The following is an 804-nucleotide window of genomic DNA, read 5'->3' as shown; positions in this document are numbered from 1 at the left end:
AGATGCGCTCAAGCGCACGACGGGCATAGCCGCGCGCGCGCTGTCATGCGATTTGATGGATTGAATGGCGGCGTCGGCGCTCGCCGGGATGGTGACGGCGCTGATTTCGAAGAGCTCGCACGCCTTGATGAGAAAGCCGCCGGTTGAGCGGTCAAACTCCGCGTCGATGGGGCGAAAGCCGATCGACAGTCCCGGCACGAGCCCCGCCTTGATCAGGCTGTAGGCCTCGTCAATGTAGGCCGCAGTACCTGCCGGGGCGATGTTCGCCTCGACTTCGACGCCCGCCTTCGTCACAGTCAATTTCGTCACGGTGCCGATCGGCCGACGCGGGTCGTGCTGCCACAGCATCGGAAACGGCGTCTTGAACTGGATGCCATCCGGCACGACCACATCGCCGACACGATCGGGCGTGGGGGTGCTGGCAATACCGGTGAGGGTGCGCGAATCCTCGTCGAGGCGCTTGACCTGAAGTCGGGAGAACGCTTTGTTCGACGGTGCGGGCGTGTTCTTCGCAACGAATTGCGTCAGAACCGGGATTGATCGACGGTAATTGTGCATCGATGCGGTATAACACGCATTTAATGCAATATCAATGCCTATATGAAGAACATCTGCGGTTCTTTCTCCATTTCCTCCGCATTAAGTTGCGTGGCGCCCACCGCCATCGCCAGCGCCACCATCCCGTCGATGCGGCCGGTCGCCTTCTGCTTGGTGAATTTGCGGTTGCCTGCAGCATCTGCTTCTGTCACCGCGTTGACCGCGCACATCGTCAGCACCGGATGCTTCCCATGACGCAGCTTGCAC

The 804-nt window shown here is 60.7% G+C and carries 2 protein-coding genes; both read right to left on the bottom strand.

Annotated features, from left to right (window positions below; all coding sequences use genetic code 11):
• On the bottom strand, nt 1-558 hold a 558-nt coding region (locus QCE79_RS33180; protein WP_309851711.1), incomplete at its 3' end, for an HK97 family phage prohead protease.
• 38 nt (nt 559-596) lie between these two features.
• Nucleotides 597-804: terminase TerL endonuclease subunit (locus QCE79_RS33175; protein WP_404989470.1), on the bottom strand; the 208-nt coding region annotated here is incomplete at its 5' end.

This window comes from Caballeronia sp. LZ003, assembly GCF_031451465.1.
In the GTDB taxonomy this organism is placed as follows: Bacteria; Pseudomonadota; Gammaproteobacteria; order Burkholderiales; family Burkholderiaceae; genus Caballeronia.
The sequence above is the reverse complement of the archived record's forward strand: the minus strand, read 5'-3'. Positions and strand labels throughout refer to the sequence as shown.